Annotated in this window: 13 protein-coding genes; 4 read left to right on the plus strand and 9 right to left on the minus strand. The window is 70.4% G+C overall.

Features of this window, described 5'->3' with window-relative positions; genetic code table 11:
• The first annotated feature begins 17 nt into the window (after positions 1-17).
• From ACT3TD_RS11980 to ACT3TD_RS11990, 3 genes are read left to right on the plus strand one after another with little or no spacing between them, the layout of a single operon-like run.
• Positions 18-1,199, plus strand: a complete 1,182-nt coding sequence (locus ACT3TD_RS11980; RefSeq protein WP_301442400.1) for a tyramine oxidase subunit B — start codon at positions 18-20, stop codon at positions 1,197-1,199.
• Positions 1,196-2,425: an FAD-dependent oxidoreductase gene (locus tag ACT3TD_RS11985; RefSeq protein WP_441579289.1), complete on the plus strand. Its 1,230-nt coding sequence runs from the start codon at positions 1,196-1,198 to the stop codon at positions 2,423-2,425. Before ACT3TD_RS11980 ends, ACT3TD_RS11985 begins: the two co-directional genes overlap by 4 nt.
• An 11-nt stretch (positions 2,426-2,436) precedes the next feature.
• Positions 2,437-3,885, plus strand: a complete 1,449-nt coding sequence (locus tag ACT3TD_RS11990) for an APC family permease (protein WP_301442402.1) — start codon at positions 2,437-2,439, stop codon at positions 3,883-3,885.
• Between the two features lie 29 nt (positions 3,886-3,914).
• Here the strand turns inward: ACT3TD_RS11990 and ACT3TD_RS11995 are convergent, their stop codons facing one another.
• Positions 3,915-5,369 (minus strand): hypothetical protein, encoded by a 1,455-nt coding sequence (locus tag ACT3TD_RS11995; protein ID WP_441579288.1) that lies wholly within the window; start codon positions 5,367-5,369, stop codon positions 3,915-3,917.
• Positions 5,370-5,499: 130 nt separating this feature from the next.
• On the minus strand, positions 5,500-6,306 hold the full coding sequence (locus ACT3TD_RS12000; protein ID WP_301442404.1) for an NAD(P)-binding domain-containing protein: 807 nt from the start codon (positions 6,304-6,306) through the stop codon (positions 5,500-5,502).
• A 159-nt stretch (positions 6,307-6,465) separates the two neighbouring features.
• Here ACT3TD_RS12000 and ACT3TD_RS12005 point away from each other — a divergent pair, with 159 nt between their 5' ends.
• Positions 6,466-7,485 (plus strand): FAD-dependent oxidoreductase, encoded by a 1,020-nt coding sequence (locus ACT3TD_RS12005; protein WP_301442405.1) that lies wholly within the window; start codon positions 6,466-6,468, stop codon positions 7,483-7,485.
• Between the two features lie 18 nt (positions 7,486-7,503).
• On the opposite strand, the gene ACT3TD_RS12010 is transcribed toward ACT3TD_RS12005, so the two are convergent.
• The 7 genes from ACT3TD_RS12010 to ACT3TD_RS12040 form a co-directional block, all read right to left on the minus strand.
• Positions 7,504-8,895 carry an amidohydrolase family protein gene (locus ACT3TD_RS12010; RefSeq protein WP_301442406.1) on the minus strand — a complete coding sequence of 464 codons (1,392 nt, stop codon included), beginning with the start codon at positions 8,893-8,895 and terminating at the stop codon, positions 7,504-7,506.
• 318 nt (positions 8,896-9,213) lie between these two features.
• Entirely contained in the window at positions 9,214-9,852 is a 639-nt protein-coding gene (locus ACT3TD_RS12015) for a pyridoxamine 5'-phosphate oxidase family protein (protein ID WP_444615016.1), read from the minus strand.
• A complete protein-coding gene (locus ACT3TD_RS12020) occupies positions 9,849-10,637 on the minus strand; it encodes a creatininase family protein (protein ID WP_441579285.1) in 789 nt (262 codons plus the stop codon). Before ACT3TD_RS12020 ends, ACT3TD_RS12015 begins: the two co-directional genes overlap by 4 nt.
• Positions 10,634-12,013, minus strand: coding sequence for an FAD-binding oxidoreductase (locus ACT3TD_RS12025; RefSeq protein ID WP_441579291.1), 1,380 nt, complete (start codon positions 12,011-12,013; stop codon positions 10,634-10,636). Before ACT3TD_RS12025 ends, ACT3TD_RS12020 begins: the two co-directional genes overlap by 4 nt.
• 47 nt (positions 12,014-12,060) lie before the next feature.
• Positions 12,061-13,257 carry an ABC transporter substrate-binding protein gene (locus tag ACT3TD_RS12030; protein WP_444615018.1) on the minus strand — a complete coding sequence of 399 codons (1,197 nt, stop codon included), beginning with the start codon at positions 13,255-13,257 and terminating at the stop codon, positions 12,061-12,063.
• Between the two features lie 38 nt (positions 13,258-13,295).
• Entirely contained in the window at positions 13,296-14,246 is a 951-nt protein-coding gene (locus tag ACT3TD_RS12035) for an ABC transporter permease (protein WP_441579283.1), read from the minus strand.
• Positions 14,243-14,956 carry an ABC transporter ATP-binding protein gene (locus tag ACT3TD_RS12040; protein WP_441579290.1) on the minus strand — a complete coding sequence of 238 codons (714 nt, stop codon included), beginning with the start codon at positions 14,954-14,956 and terminating at the stop codon, positions 14,243-14,245. Before ACT3TD_RS12040 ends, ACT3TD_RS12035 begins: the two co-directional genes overlap by 4 nt.
• Positions 14,957-14,972: the final 16 nt, after the last annotated feature.

The raw sequence follows: 14,972 nt of genomic DNA on the forward strand, positions 1-14,972 counted from the left end.
GCTGTTCCATGGCCGACATGACAGCAACCACCACCGCAACCACCACCGCAACCACCACCGCTCCCACCAGCCCCCGTCTGGACACCCTCTACCTCAGCGAACCGGACATGGTCGCCGCCGGGGTCAGGGACATGCCCGCCTGCGTGGACACGATGGAGGAGATGTTCTCCCTTCTCGGCGTCGGCGACTACCGGATGGGCGGGGCCAACAACAACTCCCACGGCTCCATGGTCCTTTTCCCCGACGAATCCCCGCACCCACGCATGCCGAAGAACGGGCCCGACCGGCGCTTCATGGCCATGCCCGCCTACCTCGGCGGCTCCTTCCACACTGCCGGGGTGAAGTGGTACGGCTCCAACACGGAGAACCGCTGCTCCGGGCTGCCGCGCTCCATCCACACCTTCGTGCTCAACAACGCCGACTCGGGCGCACCCCTGGCGATCATGAACGGCAACCTGCTGTCGTCCTACCGCACCGGAGCGGTCTCCGGCGTCGGCGCCCGCCACCTGGCGAAGCCGGGCGCGACGGTCGCCGCGGTCGTCGGACCGGGCGTGATGGGCAAGACCGCCCTGGAGGCCTTCGCCGCCGGTGTCCCCACGCTGCACACCGTCCGGGTGAAGGGGCGCAGCCAGGCCGGCATCGACGACTTCACCGCCTGGGTACGCGAGACCCTCCCGCAGTTCACCACCGTCGAGGTCGCCGACACCGCCGAGGACGCCCTGCGCGACGCCGAGGTCGTCGCCTACACCACCACGGCACCGATCGGCGCCGACAACTACCCGGTGCTCGACCCGTCCTGGCTGGCACCGGGGGCGTTCGTGTCCCTGCCGTCGTGCATCAACATCCCCGACGCCTGGCTCGCCTCCGACGCCGCCCGTCTGGTCCTCGACAACCGCAGCCTCTACGAGTGCTGGCACGAGGAGTTCGGCGAGGACGCCTTCGAGACCGTCGGCATCATCGGCAACAAGTTCCTCGCCCTGGAGAAGACGGGCGAGATCCCGGACGGCAGCGTGGCCGACATCGCGGACGTCATCAACGGAACCACCGTGGGGCGCCGCTCGGAGAACGACATCGTGGTCTACTCCGTCGGCGGCATGCCCGTCGAGGACGTCGCCTGGGCCACCACCCTGTACCGGCGCGCCCTGGAGCGCAGCATCGGCACCTCGCTGCCCGTCTGGGACACCCCGGAGATGGCATGAGCGAACACCTCGAACATTACGACTACGTGGTCGTGGGCTGCGGATCCATCGGATCGATGGCCCTGTGGCAGCTCACCGAGCGTGCCCCGGAGGCCCGCATCCTCGGCCTCGAACGCTTCGGCCGTATCCACACCAAGGGCTCCTACTCCGGTGAGTCGCGCCTGTTCCGCGTGGCGCTGAAGGAGGGCGGTATCTACATCCCCCTGGTGCAGCGCGCCCGCGAGATGTGGCTGGAGCTCAACGAACGCACCGGACGCGACGTCTTCCTGCCCATCGGCGCGGTCAGCGTCGCCCCGGCGGACTTCGCCACCATGCGCCAGACCATGGAGGTCATCGCCGAACACGACCTCGAGCACGAGGTCCTCGACGCCACCGAACTCGCAGGACGCTACCCTGCGTTCGCCGCGCCGGCTCCCGGGGCGTCCCCCGACGTCGCCATCGTCGACCCCGCCGGCGGCGGGATCCGCCCCGAACTCGCCGTCGCCCTCTCCCAGCAGCTCGCGCTGGACGCCGGCGCCGAGCTGCGCGACCACACCCGCGTGCTCGCGATCGAGCCGGGGGAGGGGCCGGACGGCTCGACGCTCATCCGCCTCTCGCGGCAGAACGGTACCGTCGGTACCGTCGGCGCCGTCACGGCGGACAAGGTCATCGTCGCCAACGGTTCCTGGGCCGCCGACCTGTACCCCGACCTCGCCGAGCACATCAGCGTGCAGGCGATCCCCCTGACCTGGTACTTGCCGTTGGAGATCACCGACTTCCTGCCGGAGAACCTGCCGATCTTCATGCGCGACGTCACCACCTCCACCGGCGAGGTCTGGCACTGCTACGGCGCGCCCAGTCTCGACGGCTACAGCGTGAAGATCTCCCACGGAGACTTCGCCGGCGGCGCGTCCACACCCGACGGCATCGAGGAACTGCGCACCGGCGTGCTGCCCGAGATCCTCACCACCCTCTTCGCCGAACGCAGCTCCGCCTTCTTCGACGGCATGCTCGACGACCCCGTCCGGCTGACCCTCCATCACGACGGCTTCACCGCCGACCACGTCCCGGTCCTCGGCCTCGCCCCCGGCAGCGACGGCGCCGTGACCGTGGCGACGGGGATGAGCGGCAACGGCATGAAGTTCGCCCCCGTCTACGGGCGCATCGCCGCCGACCTCGCCGTCGACGGCACCTCGCCGCTACGTCCCGACTCCTTCGACTACCCCACCTCCGCCCGCACGTCCTGAGAGGACGCACCATGTCCACACCAGTCACCACAACCACCACGCAGGATGCCCCAACGCTGCGGAAGGGGTCGCTGACCACGACCTCCATCGTCTTCATGGTCATCGCCGCCGCCGCACCGTTGACCGTCATCGGCGGTGCCCTGCCCATCGGCATGGCCGCCGGAAACGGAGCCGGCTACCCCACCATGTACGCCGTAGGCGCGGTGATCCTCGTCCTGTTCTCCGTCGGTCTGACGACCATGTCGAAGTACATCTCCGAGCCAGGCGCCTTCTACTCCTACGTCGAGACCGCCTTCGGACGCCGCCTCGGCATGGGCACCGCCTACCTCGCGCTGCTGACCTACACCGCCATCCAGTTCGCCGTCTACGGCTTCCTCGGCCAGCAGCTCACCCTGCTCGTCGCCCCGGTCGCCGACGTGCCGTGGTGGGTGTTCTCCCTGGCCACCGCCGCCGTCGTCGGCTACCTCGGCTACCGCAGCATCGAACTGAGCTCCAAGGCGCTGGGTGTGCTGCTCGTCGCCGAGATCGCCATCGTCGTGCTGCTCGACGTCGTCATCGTCGGACGTGGCGGCGCCGAGGGGCTCAACGCCGACCCCTTCCTGCCGGAGAACGTCTTCTCCGGGGCGATGGGCGTGGGTCTGATGATGGCCATGGCCGGCTTCATCGGTTTCGAGTCCACCACCGTGTTCCGTTCCGAGGCGCGTGACCCCGACCGCACCGTGCCGCGCGCCACGTACATCTCCGTCGCCGTGATCGGCATCTTCTACACCGTCTCCGGCTGGGCCGTGGTCCAGGCGTGGGGCACCGACAACGTGGTCGACGCCGCGGTCTCGAACCCCGACGAGATGATCGCCACCACCGCCGTCAACTACCTCGGCGCCTGGTCCGGGCCCGTGGTCCACGTCCTCCTGCTGACCAGCCTGTTCGCCTGCGTCCTGTCCTTCCACAACGTGCTCACCCGCTACCAGCACGCCATCTCCCACAAGCGTGGACTGCCCCGACGCCTGCGCGCTGTCCACCTGACCTACCGGTCACCGCACATGTCCTCCATCGTGCAGACCGCGACCGTCGCCGTGCTCACCGTGGTGTGCGCACTGCTCGGCATGGACCCGGTGGTCGAGATCTTCACCTGGTTCTCCGGGTTGGCGACGCTGACCATCATCATCCTCATGCTGCTGGTGTCCGTGGCGGTGATCGTCTACTTCCGCTCACGGCCGACGCTGCCGGTCGGGACGTGGAAGCGGACGGTGGCCCCGGTACTCGCCTTCCTGGGCCTGGCTGCGGCCCTGTACTTCATCGGTGCGAACCTGACGATGCTGGTCGGCGGTAGTTCCGCGGTGGCCGTGGGGCTGGCATTGGCCGCTCCGGCAGCCTTCATCACCGGCGTGGTGTGCTCCACCTTCATCCCCGAGTTCGACGACAAGGTGATCACCCGCGCCATGGCGAGGAAGATGCGCTGATCGGGTCAGCCTCGCTGGAACACGAACCGTCAGCCGGCCGGTGAGACCTTGAGCATGCGGGTGGCGGTGGCCTGCCACAGTGTTCCGTCCGGGGCGATCATGCCGGTGAGCTGCATCGGCTGGTCGAACGGCAGGATGCCGACCGGGGTGCGGGAGGTCTCGCGGCCACTGTCCGCGTCGACGCCGACCACGCTCACCGTCCGGTCGTCGTCCCCGCGGGACAGCGCCCAGATGGTGCCGTCCTCCCTCGTCAGCTCCGGGAGCGTGTCCAGCGCCGTGTCGGTTTCCCACTGCCGCACGCACCGTTCGCGTCCGGAGGCGTCCTTCTGCAGGTCGACGCGGGTCAGGCCGCCGCGAAAGTCGGCGTCCTGCGGGACGGACTCGCCGTCCACGGCGAGGTCCGGGTAGTCGTAGCCGTAGGTGGAGGGGATCCACAGGGAGTCGCCGTCGGCGAGCAGGGAGTTCTCCGTGCCGGGGCCGGCCTGGTCGAACGCCGGGAGTGAGCAGACGGTGTCGCCGGTGGCGGCGTCGAGCACCAGGAGGTTGGGGGAGGCGTCGGCGTTGTCGACGATCGCCACGCGCTCGGCGCCGGTGCCGAAGAAGGTGGGCGTCGTCCCGGAGCCCCACGACAGCTGCCCGGGCTTGCGCGCGCTGCCGCGGTCGTAGGTGCGCGACCAGGCGACGGTGGGGTCACCGGCCGCGTCGGCGCGGACGTCGTGGAGACCGTGGCTGGTCAGTACGCTGACCCCGTCCCGCCGTGGTGTGAGCCCGTTGGCGATGGTCTCGCCGCCCGGTGTGTCCGTGCCCAGTGCCACGGTGCGGACAGTGGGGTCGGCTCCGGTGTCGTCGAGGTATCCGGTGACGGCGTCCTCGGTGGCGAACCAGGTCCGGCCGTTCTCGTCGGGGGAGAGCCCGGCGATCGCGGCGTCGGTGCCGAGGTCGGGTAGCTCGGTACGTTCCTCGACCTGCAGCGTCCAGCGCCCGTCCTCCAGGACGTGCGCGATACGCAGGATCGCGTGCCCCTCGGCCACGACCAGGCGGTCCTCGCCGTCCAGATACCCGTAGACCCCGCCGAGAAGCCCCGTCTTCCTCAGTTCCAACGACGCCACGGGCCGGGCGGTCGCCGGGTCGTAGAGGACGACGGACGGTGCGACCGGTGTCAGCCCGTGCTCGGTGCCGAGGTACCTGGTGCATAGTGCGACCGGCATGCCGTCGGCGCCCTGGAAGACCGTCGAGCAGGCACCACCGGGCACGGAGAAGTCCACGGACGGTGACGCGCCGGGCCCTGACCAGGGGACACTGTCGGTGGAACCGAGGTCACGGTGCATGAGTGCGGTTCCGTGCCCGCGCCGCGGGGAGCCAGGATCCTCGGACCCCACGGCGGGGGCGGACGCCAGGACGCCGACCGTTGTGACGGTGACCAGCGACGACAACACCCGACGCGCGACGGATCGGGTGCCGGGGAGAGGGGGCCGGATGCTCATGTGGACGAACCGTAGACGACGTCCCGCGCCAGGCCGGCCGGTACGGATCAGGGTGAGCCGGAGGGTTTACATTCACCGGCCCGGTGGGCTCTGCACCCGTCATGCCATCTGTGTCATTCCCCTGACGACCTCACCCATGTGCCGCGCGCCGCCAGGTGCCGTCCAACGCGTCGTGGAGGCGTCCGGTGGTGGCGTCGTCGAAGAAGGTGGTGCGCAGCTGCTCGTTGAGCCCGCCCGGGGTCTCGTGGGAACGGATGACCTCAGGCATCGGCGTCGCCGTGTCCACCAACGACGGCGCGAGGCTCGCCGCCATGCCACGGATGAACGGTTCGGCCACGTCCTGCGGCAGCCCGCGTCCCACGGTCCAGTCCACCAGCGAGGAGATGTACTGCAGCAGCCCGGTGCACGCGCCGGTGGTGGCGGAGAGCACGGCCATCTGCGACTCGTCCGGCACCACGAGCGCCCCGCCGATGCGGTCGAACAGTTCGACGGCGGCGGGGACGTCCGGGGTGACGGGCACCTCGATGCCGTGCTCGGCGACCGGCGGGAGCGGGATCGCGCGGGCGACCGGGATGTCGTCGCGTCCGACGGCGCGGCGCACTGCCTCGATGCTCACCCCGGCGAGCACGCTGACCACGGTCTGACCGTCGCGGAAGGGGGCCTCGGCCAGGGCCTCGTCGAGCTGGTCGGGGCGCACGGCCACGACGACCACGTCGGACTGGTCGACGACCTCGGCGTTGGATGCTGCGACGCTGGCCTGCGGGAACCGCTCGCGCAGCCGGGCGACGTTGGCGGAGCCCCGCGGGGACAGGACGACGGGTGTGGAGTCGTCACCGGCACCGGAGCTGCGCAGGAGCCCCTCGACCATCGAGACGGCGATGGACCCGACGCCGACGAATCCCACGGTGCCGAGCGTGCTGTTCATGGAGTTGTTCATGATGCTCACCGTGCCAGGAACCCGTCGTCGGCGCCATATGTCATCTGACTCATGCCTCAGGGCAGAAAACCGCCGGAAATTGCCCTGGGGCATGACTCAGATTGCATCGCCAGTCTGCCAGCCCAACCCAATCCACCCGCCGGGTGCCACAATGGGCCCATGTCTTCGAGCCCCTCCAGAATCACCGTCATCGGTGCCGGCGTCATCGGCCTGTCCTGCGCGCATGAACTCGCCGACGCCGGCCACGAGGTCACGGTCGTCGCCGACCACGGCCCGGGCGACACCGTCTCCGCCCTGGCCGGGGCGTTGTGGTTCCCGTACAGCACCGGGGTGTCGGACGAGGTGCTGGAGCGTTCGCTGGTGCGTTTCGCCGAGCTCGCGGCCCTCGGCGACCTCGGCGACGGGGAGGATGCGGATCCCGACGCACCGGAGGACTTCGACGACGACGTCCCGCCGGTGCAGATGCGCACCGGCATGCTGCACGAGCGCCTCGACCCGCCGGACCGTTCCTGGGTCGCGCCGGTGGTGAAGGTGCTGGGTGAGGACTCCGTCCGCCCGGTCGACGGTGGGGTGCAGGCGACCCTGCCGATGATCATGACCTCGGCCTACCTCGCCTGGCTGATGGACGCCTGCCGCATGGCCGGGGTCACGTTCCGGTGGCGCACGGTGGAGTCCCTGGACGAGCTGACGGACACGGCGGACGCTGTCGTCGTCGCCGGGGGACTGCGCGGCGGCGAGCTGCTCGGCGGTGACGACTCGCTCACCCCGGTGCGTGGCCAGCTGATGCTGCTGGCCAACGGCGACGGCGGGGAGGACGGCCCGCGTCTCACCGACTGGGTCGTGGACTCCGACGACCCGGACCAGCTCACCTACGTCCTCCCGCGTGAGGACGAGATCGTCGTCGGCGGGACGGCGCAGGCCGGTTCGTGGGACGAGGCCCCGGACCAGGAGACCGCCGAGGCGATCCTGGCGCGCGCGGAGGCGCTGGTCCCGGAGCTGCGGGAGCTGCCGATCCTGGGTCATGGCGTGGGGCTGCGTCCGTCACGTCCGACGGTGCGTCTGGAGCGGGTGGACGGCCTGGCCCTGCCGGTCGTCGCCGCCTACGGGCACGGCGGCGCAGGCGTGACCCTGTCGTGGGGAACCGCCGAGCGCGTGGTGGAGCTCATCGCCGAGCTGTAGCCGGCCTGCAGCCCCGACCTACAGCGCCGGGGTGAATCCGCCCGCCGCCGCCGAGCGCACCATGCCCTCGTCCGCCATCCGGTTGACCTCGGCGTAGTCGGGGCCGGACGGAGAGTCGGCAGAGGTGTCCCACACCACCTCGCCGCCGACGTACACCTGCCGCAGGTGACGAAGCCCGCAGGCCAGCACGTAGGTCGCCACCGGGTCCCACACGGGGCCGGTCGCCGGGTCGCGCGGGTCCACCACGACCAGGTCGGCGAGCTTGCCGACCTCCAGAGAACCCACCTTGTCGCCCACGCCCATGGAGCGCGCGGAGCCGAGGGTGTGCAGGCGCAGGACGTCGTCCACCGCCATGATCGATGCGTCGGAATGCACGGCACGCTGGGTGAACAGGCCGGTGCGCATGTTCTCGAAGGGGTCGGAGGTGTCGGTGCAGGACTGGTCGTCCACGCCCATTCCCACGGTCACGTCGCGCCCCAGAAGAGTCACGATGTCGGCGATACCGGAGCCCAGGCGGCCGTTGGACATGGCCTGCCACACCACGGAGGTGCCGGACTCGACGACGCGCTCGACCATCTTTTCGGTGGGGTGCACGAAGTGGCCGAAGGCGAAGTCGTCGCCGAGCACGCCGGCGGCGTCGTACCAGTCGAACTTGGACTGTTGGATGTCGATCTGTTCGGCGGTCTCCACGAAGTGTGCCTGGTTGGTGACGCCCCACTTCTCCATGAGGGTCTTCTCGCGTTCGGCGGTGACCGCGTCGGACGCCCACTGCACCGCGCCGTACACCGAGCCGCCGAGGTCGAGGCCGGGAGCGACGGTGTCGAGGTGTGTCATGGCGACCCCGAAGGCGTCGAAGGCGTCCTGCTCGGGGAGTTGTTCATCGTCGACACGCACCGAGGTGACGAAGCGGATGCCGGCGTCGGCGACACCGTCGATCTGGCGGGTCACGAAGTCCGGCTCGTGCACCTTCACGGCCTTGAGGGTGGAGGTGTCGTAGTCGAAGCGGCAGATCACGCGCGACTGGGTGAAGTTGTAGACCGACGTGATGCCGGACGCCAGGTGGTCCAGCCCGCCGGCACGGGAGAGCCAGTACATGGTCTCCGGGTCGGCGTTGGCGAGCATCGCACTGTTCTGCGTGACCCACTTGTACAGCGGTGATGAGTGCTCCACCCCGCGCATGCCGCCGGTGTAGATGTGGCTGTGCGCGGAGATGAAGCCGGGGGCGAGGAAGGCGCCGTCGAGGTTCACGGTGGAGGACGCCGCGGTGGCGGTGGATTCCGGCGGGGTTCCTTCGCCGAGGCCGCTGATGCGTCCGGAGTCGTCGACGCTGAGCCATCCGGTGAACCAGCGGGGGCTGTCGGGGTCGGCGCTGACGGGCAGGATGACGGCGTTGGTGAACAGTGTGGGCATGACGGGGTGGAACCTCCTGGTCCGGCTGGGTTGTGGTCAGTCGGCGGTGTGCAGGAATGCTCTCTTGTGCCGCGCGGGGACGTCACAGTGACGCTCGCCCGCGCGGCAACGGTCGTGCACCGCGGAACGGCCCTGAGTCTAGGGCGCGGGTGTTTCCGCGGTGTTGCTTCGGCGAGTCCGCGCGGAACGAGGGTGTGCGCGGCAGGCGAGTCGCTGCTCGCGGTCCGCGGTCCCCAGAACCCCACGCGATTGTTGGTCTGGTTGGGGCAGACCAACAACAGCGTGGGGTTTCAGGACCGGGCTATCCGGCGGGGCGGTTCATCCGGGCAGGACCTCGCGGGCCCAGCCATCTTCACAGCCCGATTCGCCCACTTCAGTCTCACTAGCTGCACCGCCCGCACCCACCGCACCCACCCTACCCACGCCAGTGGTACGGGTGTACCGCACGCGGCGGGACGGTCCGGCGTCGTCGGCGGTCCAGAACAGGTACTCGCGCGGCACCACGGCGAAACCGGCCCACGTGTCCGGTGGGTCGGAGGCCAGGTCGGGGTGCGCGGCGTCGAACTCGGCCCACACGCGGCGCCGTTCCCCGACATCCGACACCGCCAGACCCCGGTCATTCAACCAGGCCAGCAGCTGCAGGTAGCGCGACCGCCGGGCGAAGGCCTCACGTGAGCCGGCGGCGGTGTCGGCCACCACGTCGCCGACCACGGTGACCTGCCGTCGCCGGTCGGGGGTCAGCACCGTCAGTGAGGCCTTCGGGCACCCCTCCACGTCCCGTACCTTCCGCGAGCGTGAGTCGGTGTGGAAGCGCACGCGACCGTCGTCGCCGACACCGGACACCATCACGGTGCGGGTGCGCGGGTAGCCGTCGGCACCGACGGTGGCCAGCGTCATCAACGTCGGCGGTTCGGGCGGAGGCGCCAGGTGCTCGAGGAACAGACGCGCCGGGGTCACCGCCGACCTCCCGGGAGGAAGGAGGCGATCTCCGGCAGCGCGGCCACGATCTCGGCGACGCGCGCCTCGAACAGGTCGCGTCCGGCCCCGGCGGTGGCCCCGGTGGGGTCGCCCACCACCCCGGACTCCGCCAGGTCGGTGGACAGCCACCCGAAGGTCACCGGACGCCCCGGTGCGCCGAAGCCCACGTGGGAGCAGTCGGCCACACCGTCGGCGACCTGCGGGCCCAGCTCGGCGGCGGCGGACATGTCCACCAGCTCCGGGGCGACGTGCAGCATCATGGAGGTCTCCGCCCACCCGGCGTGCACCCCGATGCCGCGTTCGGTCTCCCCGGGCAGCGCCGGCCCGGACACCAGGAAGGTGTGCAGCTCGAAGCGTCGGCGCAGTTCGCGCAGGGCCACGCCGAGCAGCGCGGAGTTGCCGCCGTGGCAGTTCACGAACAGCAGCCGCTTCGCCGGGGTGGCGGCGATGGAGCGTCCCAGGTCCACCACGGTCTGCAGGAACGTCTCGGGACGCAGCCACATGGTGCCGGGCAGCAGGGCGTGCTCGTCGGACTTGGTGTACGCCAGCGACGGCAGCAGCCACACGTCGGTGCCCGCGGCGGCGGCCCGGGTCACCGCCGCACCCGCCACGGCCTCGGCCATGGTCAGGTCGGTGGACAGCGGCAGGTGCGGGCCGTGGGGTTCGATCGCCCCGGTGGGCAGCACCAGCACACTGTCCTTGGACAGTGCGGAGCCCACCTCCGCGGTGCTCAGGTCGGCGAACCGCCGGGACGCGCCGATCACATCCACCTCCCGGGGTTGAGGATGCCGGTCGGGTCGGTGCGGGCGGCCAGGGCGCGCACCCGCTCGGGCTCCAGGTCCACGTACCACTGGTGCGGGGAGTGCACGCCCACCCCCAGGGCCGTGAGTTCGGGCACCCCGGCCAGGATGCGGGCACGCAGCTCGTCGATCGTCTCGTGCTCACCGATCGGCCCGTTGAGCATGCCGAACATCATGTTGTTGCCGACCTCCAGGTGGAACAGGCCGCCACCGAACACCGCCTCGACCTCCTCGAGCCGCTCCACGACCGCGTTGCCCTGGCACTCCAGGTGGAACCAGTGGCCGGGCTGGCGGCGTTGCAGCCACCAGGTGGGGTGGTTGTAGGAGATCGTGGACAGCCGCACGGACTGCGCCGCGCCCTCGCGCACGTCCTCGACGTGCCCACCGTAGGACGCCACGAGCGCCGTGACGTCCCCCACCTCGTCGGCGTCGACGATGCCGCGCAGGCTGGCGCGCCCGCGCACCAGCGCCGGGTCGTCCGGCAGGGCGGCGACGACCTCGGGGCCGTCGGCGGACATCAGGCGGGGACGCAGCCCGGCGTCCATCACCGCACGCGCGGCGTCGAAGGCCCCGCGGGTGGTGGGGAAGGACGCGTACAGGCAACGCCAGTCCTGCAACGGTTCCACGCGCACGGTGGCGCGCACGATGACGCCGGCCACACCGTAGGTGTGCACGAACGGCTGGGCCGCCTCGCCCTCCAGGTGGATGATCTCGGCGTCGGCGGTGGCGGGGACCACGTCCACGGCGGTGACGAAACCCTGGTGGTTGCGGCCGTGCACGATGGTGCCGGCGCCGGCCGAACCGCCGCCGAGGAACCCGCCGAGGGAGGACTGCACGGTGGAGGGGTACATCCACAGCTGGTGGTCGTGTTCCCAGGCGTACTGCTCGAGGGTGAGCATGCGCGCCCCGGCGTCGGCGGTGATCTCGCCGGTGGCGGGGTCGAGGCCGTGGATCGTGGTCAGCGAGGTCATGTCCAGCACCAGGCCGCCGAAGCGGGGAAGCACCTGGCCGTAGTTGCCGGTGCCCTTGCCGCGGGTGGTGACCGGCACGCCGTGGCGCACCGCGGCGCGCACGATCTGCGGGACCTCCTCGACGTGGCGCGGGTAGCAGACCACGTCGGGGGTGCCGAGTTCACCGGCGGCGAGCTGGGCCGAGAGCACCGGGCTCATGCCGGAGCCGTCGCGTGAGGCCCGCCCGATCGCGCGGGGCAGCTGGCTCACGCCGCGGGGGCCGAGGACACCGATGAGGTCGTCGACCAGGGCGTCGACGTCGGCGGCGGTGAAGTCGGGGCGGGCGTCCTGCGTGGCGGTGGCGAAGACGTGGGCGACGTCGGTGTCCACGCGCACGCCGAGTTGCTGGGCAGGGGCGGCGGGGGCAGACGGAGCCGTCACAGCGCGACGCTCTCGTCGAGGAACTCGTTGGTGGCGAGCTCGTCGGTGGCCACGCCGTCCTTCACCGGGGTGTTCTGCTCGGCGAAGATGGGGGTCACGATGTCGAGGACCTCGCTGACGCGTGCCTCGTCGAAGGAGCCGAGCACACCGTCGGAGCCGTTGGCGAGGAGCTCCTCGTCGCGCATCCGGGCGTGGCCGAACTCGGCGTTGCCGTCGCCGTAGACCCAGCCGGCGTTGAAGTCCTCGACGGCCTGAACGATCAGGTCGTTGGCGGCCGAGGGGTCCTCCATGTAGTCCTTCTCGCCGCGCTGCAGCACCGGGACCAGCTCGGACAGGCAGTCGGTGGTCGCACTGTCCTCGAGGTCCCCGCTGCGGGCGGCGAGTGCCGACTTGTAGGTGGGGAAGCCGGCGTCGTGGATGAGCTGGTAGTCCACCGGCTTCATCCAGCCCTGGACCTCGTTCTCGTAGTTGTAGGGCTCGGAGGAGGAGTAGCCCTGCTGGGCGTTGGCACCGTCGGCGGCGACGAAGGTGGACGGTGAGCCGTCGTAGCTCTCGTCGATCTGGGACTCGTCGAGGATGCCGGCACCGGTGAGGTACTTGATGTAGGACATGTCGGAGAAGGTCAGCACGGTGGCGTCCTCGTCCTTGAGGTCGGCGATCTCGTGGACGTCGGGGTAGGTCTCGGGGTCCCACATGATCATCTGCGGGCTCTTGTCCAGGGTGGACAGCACGCCGGTGGTGGGCATGGTGTCGGAGTTCTGGATGGACTGGTCGGTGTCGACGTAGCCGAGGAGGATGTCGGGGTCCTGGTACAGCTGGGAGGTCACGTTCTGGTTGCCGATGGCCGGGCCGCCGGAGCGGATCTCCAGGTCGACGCCGGTGTAGCCGTTGTCGCCGTCGAACAGGGGGCCGCTGACGACCTTGCCGTCGGCGTCGATGCTCACCGCGTCGCGTCCCTCCCCGTCGTAGTCGAGTTGTTCGTAGAGGTGGCCGTGCTCGGCCTCGGGGAACCAGTCGGTCTGCACGACCACGGTCTCCGGGCAGACCGACGAGAGGTCGGTGGAGCCGATGTCGCCGTCGTAGTCGGACGCCGTGGCGCCGTTTCCGTCGCCGCAGGCGGCGAGGGCGAGGAGGGTGGCCAGGGAGGTGGACGCGGCCAGTACGGTACGGGCGGTGCTGTTGGTGCTGTTCATGGGGGTCTCCGGGGTGGTGTGAAGGTAAGAGGAGGGGGTCAGGCGTTGTACCAGCGGCCGACGACGCGCCTGCCGATCCAGCCGAAGATCAGGAACACGACCACGCCCAGCAGGGAGGCGAGGATGATCGCGGCGAAGAGTTCGGGGGACTGCAGGCGGGAGCGGTAGTTGTCGAGCAGCACGCCGATGCCGGGCGTGCCCTGCTTGAAGAAGAAGTCGCCGACGATCGCGCCGACCACGGACAGTCCGGCGGAGGTGCGCAGGCCGACGAAGATGGACGGCATCGCCGCGGGCAGTTCGAGTTTGCGCAGCACGGTCAGCCGGGAGGGCTTGTGCAGGGCGAAGAGGTCGCGCATGCCCGGGTCCACGGACTTCAGGCCGAACAGGGTGTTGGACACCAGGGGGAACAGGGCGATGAGCACGCACACGAAGACGCGGGCGGAGAAGCCGAAGCCGAACCAGAAGCCCACGAGCGGCACCAGGGCCAGCACGGGGATGCACTGCAGGAACACGGCGTAGGGGAACAGTGCGGCCTCGGCCCGCTTTGACTGGGACATCACGATCGCCCAGGTGATGCCGACGACCGCGGCGATGGCCAGGCCGGTCAGTGCCACGGTGGTGGTCTGCATGAGTCCCTGCCACATCTCCGGGGCGGAGGCACCGAGCAGTCCCTCGGTGATGACCTCGTGCGGCGGGGGCATGAGGAAGCGGCGCGACTCGTCGAGCAGCAGGTAGCTCACGGCGTACCAGGCGGCGATGACCGCGCCGAACACGAGGAGGGGCAGGACGACGCCGGCGAAGGGCATGCCGCGTCGCGTCCTCCGCGGCGGGGAGGACGTGCCGGACGCGCCGGACGTTGCGGCGGGTGCCGCGGTACCGGAGGTACCGGACGTGCCGGACGGCCCGGCGGCCGTCGCCGCGGCGGCGCCCGTGGCGTCCTGCGCGGTGGTCTTTCCGGTGCTCTTCTCGGCGGTGGTCGGTGCGGTCATGAGTGGGCCTCCATCAGTGAGGTCGAGACGCGTTCGGTCAGGGCGGTGAACTCCGGGGAGAACCGCAGCTTCGGGTCGCGGGGGAAGGGGAAGGGGACGTCGACCTCGTCGACGACGGTGCCGGGGCGCCCGGACATCACGGACACGGTGGTGGACAGGAACACCGCCTCGGTGACGGAGTGGGTGATGAACAGGCCACCGAAGCGTTTCTCGGCGAAGAGTTCGGTGAGTTCCACGCCGAGGCGTTCGCGGGTGATCTCGTCGAGGGCGGCGAAGGGTTCGTCGAACAGGAAGAGCTCCGGTTCGATGGTCAGGGCGCGGGCCAGGGAGACGCGCATGCGCATGCCGCCGGACAGCTGGTGGGGGAGGTGGTCCTCGAAGCCGTCGAGACCGACGGTGGCCAGGGAGTCGGCGCAGCGGGCCTGCCGGTCGGCTTTGGACAGGCCGTCGAGTTCGCCGAGGAGCATCACGTTCTCCCGTACGGTGCGCCACGGCAGCAGTGTGGCGTCCTGGAAGACGTAGGCGATGCGGTCGGTGGAGGTGCTCATCGTGCCCTCGGTGGAGGTCTCGAGGCCGGACGCCAGGCGCAGCAGGGTGGACTTGCCGCAGCCGGACGGGCCGACGACGCTGATGAACTCGCCCGGTTCGACGTCGAAGGACACGCCGTGCAGGGCGGTGGTGGCGCCGTCGGTGCCGGTGTTGAAGGTCATGCCGGTGTCGTTGAAG

This window comes from Corynebacterium sp. AOP36-E1-14 (assembly GCF_052377495.1).
Taxonomy (GTDB): Bacteria; Actinomycetota; Actinomycetes; order Mycobacteriales; family Mycobacteriaceae; genus Corynebacterium.

Excerpts from the sequence above, each read along its gene's own strand:
- ACT3TD_RS12035 (WP_441579283.1), bottom strand. The coding sequence starts at position 14,246 with ATGACCGCACCGACCACCGCCGAGAAGAGCACCGGAAAGACCACCGCG.
- ACT3TD_RS12030 (WP_444615018.1), bottom strand. The coding sequence starts at position 13,257 with ATGAACAGCACCAACAGCACCGCCCGTACCGTACTGGCCGCGTCCACC.
- ACT3TD_RS12000 (WP_301442404.1), bottom strand. The coding sequence starts at position 6,306 with ATGAACAACTCCATGAACAGCACGCTCGGCACCGTGGGATTCGTCGGC.
- ACT3TD_RS11980 (WP_301442400.1), top strand. The coding sequence starts at position 18 with ATGACAGCAACCACCACCGCAACCACCACCGCAACCACCACCGCTCCC.
- ACT3TD_RS12040 (WP_441579290.1), bottom strand. The coding sequence starts at position 14,956 with ATGACCTTCAACACCGGCACCGACGGCGCCACCACCGCCCTGCACGGC.
- ACT3TD_RS12005 (WP_301442405.1), top strand. The coding sequence starts at position 6,466 with ATGTCTTCGAGCCCCTCCAGAATCACCGTCATCGGTGCCGGCGTCATC.
- ACT3TD_RS12010 (WP_301442406.1), bottom strand. The coding sequence starts at position 8,895 with ATGCCCACACTGTTCACCAACGCCGTCATCCTGCCCGTCAGCGCCGAC.
- ACT3TD_RS11995 (WP_441579288.1), bottom strand. The coding sequence starts at position 5,369 with ATGAGCATCCGGCCCCCTCTCCCCGGCACCCGATCCGTCGCGCGTCGG.
- ACT3TD_RS11985 (WP_441579289.1), top strand. The coding sequence starts at position 1,196 with ATGAGCGAACACCTCGAACATTACGACTACGTGGTCGTGGGCTGCGGA.
- ACT3TD_RS11990 (WP_301442402.1), top strand. The coding sequence starts at position 2,437 with ATGTCCACACCAGTCACCACAACCACCACGCAGGATGCCCCAACGCTG.